This is a genomic window from Nocardia citri, from assembly GCF_054065835.1.
This window is the reverse complement of record NZ_JBSUQM010000012.1, coordinates 167,098-173,980: the sequence shown is the minus strand read 5'-3', so window position 1 is coordinate 173,980 and position 6,883 is coordinate 167,098. Positions and strand designations below refer to the sequence as shown.

Annotated in this window: 7 protein-coding genes; 4 read left to right on the top strand and 3 right to left on the bottom strand. The window is 65.1% G+C overall.

Features of this window, described 5'->3' with window-relative positions; translation table 11 throughout:
• Positions 1–76: 76 nt before the first annotated feature.
• The 3 genes from ACW2Q0_RS18765 to ACW2Q0_RS18755 form a co-directional block, all read right to left on the bottom strand.
• Positions 77–676, bottom strand: a complete 600-nt coding sequence (locus tag ACW2Q0_RS18765; protein WP_457191825.1) for a hypothetical protein — start codon at positions 674–676, stop codon at positions 77–79.
• Between the two features lie 26 nt (positions 677–702).
• Positions 703–1,098, bottom strand: a complete 396-nt coding sequence (locus ACW2Q0_RS18760) for a hypothetical protein (protein ID WP_457191823.1) — start codon at positions 1,096–1,098, stop codon at positions 703–705.
• A gap of 66 nt (positions 1,099–1,164) precedes the next feature.
• Positions 1,165–1,569, bottom strand: coding sequence for a hypothetical protein (locus ACW2Q0_RS18755; RefSeq protein WP_457191821.1), 405 nt, complete (start codon positions 1,567–1,569; stop codon positions 1,165–1,167).
• Positions 1,570–2,149: 580 nt separating this feature from the next.
• Here ACW2Q0_RS18755 and ACW2Q0_RS18750 point away from each other — a divergent pair.
• From ACW2Q0_RS18750 to ACW2Q0_RS18735, 4 genes are all read left to right on the top strand, one after another.
• The gene (locus tag ACW2Q0_RS18750; protein ID WP_457191819.1) at positions 2,150–4,078 is read left to right on the top strand and encodes a primary-amine oxidase; all 1,929 of its coding nucleotides are present in this window, start codon (positions 2,150–2,152) and stop codon (positions 4,076–4,078) included.
• The gene (locus tag ACW2Q0_RS18745) at positions 4,059–4,568 is read left to right on the top strand and encodes a hypothetical protein (protein ID WP_457191817.1); all 510 of its coding nucleotides are present in this window, start codon (positions 4,059–4,061) and stop codon (positions 4,566–4,568) included. The genes ACW2Q0_RS18750 and ACW2Q0_RS18745 overlap by 20 nt, the downstream gene beginning before the upstream one ends.
• Positions 4,544–6,193 carry an amidohydrolase gene (locus ACW2Q0_RS18740; protein WP_457191815.1) on the top strand — a complete coding sequence of 550 codons (1,650 nt, stop codon included), beginning with the start codon at positions 4,544–4,546 and terminating at the stop codon, positions 6,191–6,193. The genes ACW2Q0_RS18745 and ACW2Q0_RS18740 overlap by 25 nt, the downstream gene beginning before the upstream one ends.
• A gap of 81 nt (positions 6,194–6,274) precedes the next feature.
• Positions 6,275–6,877 carry a TetR/AcrR family transcriptional regulator gene (locus tag ACW2Q0_RS18735; RefSeq protein WP_457191813.1) on the top strand — a complete coding sequence of 201 codons (603 nt, stop codon included), beginning with the start codon at positions 6,275–6,277 and terminating at the stop codon, positions 6,875–6,877.
• Positions 6,878–6,883: the final 6 nt, after the last annotated feature.

Below are 6,883 nucleotides of genomic sequence, written 5' to 3'. Positions count from 1 at the left end.
TGCTAACCCCACAAGGGCTCACACCAACGATTGCGAGAATGATCGCATATACCAGTCCTTGCTCGTTTCAGCGGTGCTATGCCCGTGCCAGCGGTAGCTCCCGCGGGTAGCTGTAGAAGCGGCGCTGCGGGTCATATTTGTCGCGCAGCGTCTCGAGTCGTTGAGCGCATTCTGGCTGCAACACAGCAATCGGGTGAACAGCTAGGTCGGCATCGCCAACGTAGCCAACCCCGTTCGAGTGGGGCTCGATGCGCCCGATCGCATCGGTGTGCCACGTGCGCATGGCCTCGTCGTCGGCACCATCGTCATACGCGGCGAAGACTCCGAAGTTAATTTGTTCCGGAATCTCGAGTGCTGCGTTGGGATGTTCGTCCCACGGAACGGCGGGCAGCAGCCATACCGCAGAATGCGGCGAGGGCAGACTCTTGAATACGACCTCGGCGTCCTGCCACAACTGCGGGCAGGACTGATCTCGGACGTAGAGGTTGTCGGCCAGATAGCGCTTCCCCTCGGGGGCTATCTGGTCGAACAGGGTATATAGCTCGGCGACCGACGTCCGGCCGCGGGGAACGTGGACAAGCGCACGGTCTAGCCTTGGTGCGGCCGCCAACGGTTCGAGCGGCCGGGCGGCGGCGTCGACACTATCCCCGAAGCTGTAGCCGACCACCATGAGCACGGATTCGTTCCGCTGCGGGCTGGGGGTTACGGTAAGCGATGCGTCATCGCCCCCGCCTCGAGGACGGCTGAGGAGGTCTCGACAAACCAAGGCAGCAGCTGCTCGTAGGCCGAGACTTGGTGGCTCTGCATGGTGGCAACGACCACGCGCGGCTGCGGGTACACGTCGATGTGGAAGCGCGTGGCCACGGCGAAGAATCCCGGCCCACCGCCACGCGCAGCCCACATCAATTCGGGATAGACGTTGTCGGTGATATGTAGCGTTTCGCCTTCTGCGGTCACGATGTCGACCGCGCGCACGCTGTAGCAGGCCGGTCCCAGCTTGACGGCGTTGAGTCCCCAGCCACCGCCGAGCAGGTAACCACGCGCTACTTCGTAGCCAGGGTCGGGCGGCCGGTAGATCGCGCCATCGAATTTGTTCATAAGGCTGAATTCCTTTGCGGTTGTGCGGGATCGCTCGCTTTACTGGCCGCGCGCAGCGCCCTGGGCTCAGCTGCCACTGTTCGGCGTTGAGCGCACCGTACGCGCTGCGCCACCGAAAGGTGGCAATCCGCAGTGTTGGCGACCAAGATTCTCGAACTGGGTATCCGGATGCACAAGAACGTGCTGGGTGAAGGCTTGAATATCACGTTGAAAGCGCTGGATCGGATTTTGCTCTCGAATCACCGAGGCGCCGCTTCCCAAGTAGAGCAGGTCGATCGCTTCTCGGGCCAACTGGAAGGAGTAGGACACACTCCCCATCAGCTGCTCCGCCCTGACCAGTGGCGGTAGTTCCGGATCACCAGCTTTCCAATTAGTGCACAGGCCCACGATCCGCTGCGTCAACGCGTCGATAGTCGATATCTTGATGGCAGCTTGCCCTACCGGTTTGCTCAGGCAGGGAGAGGACCGCAATTGATTTTATCTTCGCTGCGCGCTGTCGACCGCGTTGCAGCCATTCGCATCGCACGCGGTCGTCGAGAATTCCACCTCACCGACGTCGTCGCTGTGCGCGGATCATGAGTGCGCGAACAGGCACCCGAATTCCTGCCATTCCGCGAGTTCCAGTTCGGGCCAAAAGCCATACGTGCCTTTACTTTTGTCCACTGACCTTCTATCAACATCACGGCGACTGGCCCGTTCCGCGAACTTCGCACTGTCATTCATCTGGACGCTGGGCGATTGGTCGAATCACGACGCCGACTCGTTCGACTCACCCGCCTGCTGGAAAGTCGTTGCGCGGTCGATCGGGCGATGGCGGGTGTCGCTGGGCCCGACAAGGCCGCGCGCTGACTGCAGAAGACCCCACGCACGATCAGTGGCAGCGAGCGTGCACGATGACGGGCTGTCGCATCATGATCGTGGCTTCGAGAGAAACGAATTTGTTACATCGTGTAATTCAGCCGAAGCGTCCACGGTCTAGTTTTTTTCTACTACCGTAGAGCTTCCGCTCGGGTGCATCGCACTGAGCGCGGACAACACTTCGAGGAGCGCCATGACCGCCACGACCCCGCCCGACACCACTAGCAACGTGCTCGGAAGTCTCACCGCGGAGGAGATCGTCCTGGCGAGGGAGGTCCTCGTCGCCGCAGCTCTCGTCACCACTTCCACCCGCTTCGTCTACGTCGGCCTCGAGGAGCCCGACAAGACCGACGTGCTCGCTCACGCGAAGGGCGACGCCCCAGCGCCCGAGCGACGCGTCCGGGTGATGTTGCTGGACCTGGCGACCGGCGCCGCCACCGACAACGTCGTCTCGCTGCCGCAGCGCTCGGTGACGTCCAGCGCACCCGTCGATCAGGAGGTCGGGCAACTGCCGATTCTCGACGAGGAGTTCGGGATCGTCGCCGAGTTCCTCGCGAGCGACCCGCAGTGGGTCGAGGCGCTGCGCAGGCGTGGCGTCGATCCCGCGAAGACCGTCTCGGTTCCACTCTCCGCAGGCACCTACGACAACCCGAATGAGAAGGGCCGCCGCATTATCCGGTCCTTTGCCTTCGTCCAAGACCACGAGCAGGATCTGCCGTGGGCGCACCCCGTCGACGGACTGTGCGCCTACGTCGACACCATCAACCGGGAGATCGTCGACATCATCGATTACCGCTCGTTCGAGGTGCCCACCGAATCGGCGAACTTCGACACCCCGGAGGTCGCCGGACCACCCCTGGACACACTGAAGCCGATCGAGATCACCCAGCCGCAGGGCCCGAGCTTCACGGTAACGGGTGAGCACATCGACTGGACCAACTGGTCGCTGGACATCTCCTTCGACGCCCGCGAGGGGCTCGTCCTGCGCAATCTCGAGTACCAGGAGCGCAGCGTCCTCTACCGCGCATCCATCAACGAGATGGTGGTTCCGTACGGCGATCCCTCACCGAACCGCTACTGGCAGAACTACTTCGACACCGGTGAATACGTGTACGGACGCTACGCGAACTCGCTGCGACTCGGTTGCGACTGCCTCGGCGAGATCCACTACTTCGACGCGGTTCTCGCCGACGAGCAGGGCAGCCCCCGCACCATCACCAACGCGATCTGCATGCACGAGGAGGACTACGGCACGCTGTGGAAGCACACCGACATCTTCACCGGCACCAGTGAGGTCCGGCGTCAACGTCGCCTGGTGATCAGCTTCTTCACCACGGTCGGCAACTACGACTACGGGTTCTACTGGTACCTCTACCTCGACGGCACCATCGAGCTCGAGGCGAAGCTGACCGGGATGGCGTTCACCGCGGCGTACCCGGAGGAAGGTTCGGACTACCAGAGCCTCGTCGCGCCGGGCCTCGGACTCCCCTACCACCAGCACCTGTTCAGCGCCCGACTGGACATGATGGTCGACGGCATCGCCAACGCCGTCGAGGAGGTGGACGCCGTGAGTGTGCCGATGGGCGAGGGGAATCCGTGGGGCAACGCCTTCACCACCCGCAAAACCAGGATCACCCGCGAGTCCGAGGGAGTGCGCCGCGCGAACGCCGAGTCCGGCCGCACGTGGCATATCGTCAACACCGAGAAGACCGGACGGATGGGCCATCATCCGTCCTACGCGCTGCACGCACAGCAGAATCCGACACTGCTCGCCGACCCGGCCTCTTCGATCGCCACCCGCGCGGCGTTCACCACGAACCAGGTGTGGGTCAGTCGGTACGACGTGCACGAGCGTTACGCCGCAGGCGATTTCGTGAACCAGAGCTCGGGAGTCAGCGGGCTGCCCGCCTATCTCTGCGCCGACCGGGACGTCGACGGGCAGGACATCGTGCTGTGGCACACCTTCGGCATCACCCACTTCCCACGGACCGAGGACTGGCCGATCATGCCCACCGACTACGCGGGATTCACCTTGAAACCGTACAACTTCAGCGACCGCTGCCCGGTTATGAATATCCCGCCGACCAGCGCGAGCCACTGCCATGGTCACGGCAACGGCTGACCACCGGGCACCGCACGCAGGCCACCGGCTCGCGGCACTGTTCGCGCTGGGTTTGTCCGCGGTGTCGGCCGCGGCGCACCTCACGATGATCCACGACATCGGCGTGGCCCGGCAGGCCGTCGTCGTGGCGATGGCCGCGGCGTGCGTCGCCTGCGGTGTCCACCTGGTGCGCATGAGTTCCCGCAGCGCCGCTCCCCCGGCGTGGGCGCTGACCGCCGCGATGTCGAGCGTCATGATCGGCGCACACCTCACCGGGAACCACGTGCACGGCACACACGCTCACGCGGTCGGTCTCGTCGACGTCTCGATGTCCTCGTCGGATCCCGCGATGAGCGCATCGCTCGGCTTGGCGTTCGCGGAATGCGTGTTCGCCCTGACCATGCTCTGGATCACGACCTGTGATCGCAACGCACAGATCTTCACATCGTCAACGCCCCAGCTGATTCAATTCCAAGGAGATTCGAAATGCCCTCTGCAGACTCGATCCTGATCAATGCCCGTATCTACACCTGCGACCCGGACAACGAATGGGCCGATGCACTCGCCGTGTCCGGCGGCGTCTTCGTCGCGGTCGGCGCCACCGAGGAGGTCATGGCCCATGCGGGTCCAGACACCGAGATCATCGACGCCGCCGGGGCAATGGTCATTCCGGGCCTCTGCGACGTCCACATCCATCTCGCTCTCGGAGGCGGTCAGGCCGCGTTCGAGCTCCCGATCGCTCCCACCGCCACCGCCGACGACATCTATGCCGCCATCACAGATTGGGCGAGCACGCTCGGCCCCGACGAGTGGGTCGTCGGCGGCATCGTCGGCAGCACCGTCAGGGACAACGTCGCGACCACGGACGCGCTCGCCCGCCTCGACGCCGCGGCCGGCGGCCGGCCGGTCCTGCTCCGCGACGACTCCATGCACAACCGGTGGGTGAACTCGGCCGCACTCGCCGCGATGGGCGTCAGCCACGAGACGCCGGATCCCGATGGCGGCACCTATGTTCGCGACGCGGAGGGCAATTTGACCGGTGTCCTGTGGGAGCTGGCCTCCCAGGTCGCGGAGACGGCGTTCGCCAACAGCGTCGCCGATCCGGCCGCCCGCATGCGGACCGCGGTAGCGACGGCGGCCACACTGTGCAATCAATTCGGTATCACCACCGCCCAGGAGGCGGCCACGATGCACCCCCAACTCGAGGCACTGCGTTCCCTGGAGCAGGCGAACGAACTGACACTGCGGGTTTCGACGTCGACACCGATGCGGCCGTTCCTCGGTCCCGGCGTCACCGGAATCGAACTCGCCACCGTCGCCGAGGAGTATCGTTCCGAACTTGTCGACGTCAGCTTCGTCAAGGTAGTGCTCGACGGTGTTCCGGTGACCCGGACCTCGGCGATGCTGTCCCCGTATCTGTCCACGGGGTGCTGTAGCGGCGAGGAGTTCGGCGAGTGCCTCTACACACTCGACGAGTTGGTGGCGACGCTCGAAGAGGTCGTGACGGCCGGTCGTGGCGCAAAGATCCACGCGGCCGGCGACGCGTCGACGAAACTCGCACTCGACGCCGTCGAGATCATCCGGGAGCGCCACGGCGACGGCCCTCGATTCCAGATCGCGCATACCACGTTCGTCCGGGCGGAGGACCTCGAACGTTTCGCGCGTCTGGGTGTCGTCGCCGACGCGTCGCCCTACATTTGGTACCCCGGCGTGATCCTGGAGTCCATCGTCAAGCAGGTCCCCGGGCATCTCGTCGACACGTCGTGGCCGTTGAAGGATCTGCTGGCGCTCGGTGTCAACGTCTCGGCCGGATCCGACTGGCCGTGTGCCCTTCCCACGCCCGATCCGTGGACGGGCATGGAGGCGCTGATCACGCGGCAGGCGCCCGGCGCTTCCGAGGGCGAGCCGGCACTCAACCCGGCGCAGCGGCTGTCCGTTGCAGAGGCATTGGCCGCGCTTACCATCCGTCCGGCGCAGGCAATGGGGCTCGATCACGTCGCCGGGACCATCGCGCCGACGAAGTCCGCCGACTACGTGGTCCTGGACCGCAATCTGTTCGAGGTGCCCGCTGACACCATTCACGCCACCGTCGTCGAGCAGACCTGGTTCCGGGGGACCAAGGTGTACCAGCGCTGACACCGGTAGCCCGGGTGCGTCGTCGCGGGACGAGTGGGTAGCGTTTACTCGTCCCGCGATCAACCTGGGAGGTAGCCCGCTGTGCCCAAGATCGTCGATCACGACGAGCGCCGCCGTGAGATCGCCGCCGTCGTATGGCGGTTGATCGCGACTCGTGGGCTGTCCGCGGTCAGCATGCGGACGATCGCCGAGGAAGCGGGCTACGCCAACGGCGCCCTGGCCACCTACTTCGCGGGCAAGGACGACCTGCTGCGGTTCGCGTTCGCACACATCTCTCAGGCCACGAACGAGCGAGTGGCCCACCTGATCGGCGACGCCCGCGGCCTCGCGGGCCTGCGGATCTTCTGCCGCGAGATCATGCCCCTGACCGCCGAGACACTCCTCGAAGCGCGACTCGCCACCACCATGTGGCAGCGCGCCATGTACGACCCGCCGATGGCGCAACTCAACACCGACGTGATGGACGCGTGGCGCACCCGCATCGCCGGCTTCCTCGACGACGCCCGGACCGCCGGCGAGATCGATGCCGACGTCGATACCGCACTCGAGACCGACGCCCTGCTGACCTCGTTGATGGGCATGCAGGTGATGGGCGTGCTGATGCGCGATACGTTCGATCCGGCGCGACAGGTGGAGATCAGCGAGCGGTTCATCGCGGCCCTCGGTGGGCTGCCCTCGGCCTGACGCAAG

What these genes read in the sequence shown, in the direction of transcription:
- ACW2Q0_RS18760 (WP_457191823.1), bottom strand. Translation starts at nt 1,098, where the DNA reads ATGAACAAATTCGATGGCGCGATCTACCGGCCGCCCGACCCTGGCTAC.
- ACW2Q0_RS18740 (WP_457191815.1), top strand. Translation starts at nt 4,544, where the DNA reads ATGCCCTCTGCAGACTCGATCCTGATCAATGCCCGTATCTACACCTGC.
- ACW2Q0_RS18745 (WP_457191817.1), top strand. Translation starts at nt 4,059, where the DNA reads ATGGTCACGGCAACGGCTGACCACCGGGCACCGCACGCAGGCCACCGG.
- ACW2Q0_RS18750 (WP_457191819.1), top strand. Translation starts at nt 2,150, where the DNA reads ATGACCGCCACGACCCCGCCCGACACCACTAGCAACGTGCTCGGAAGT.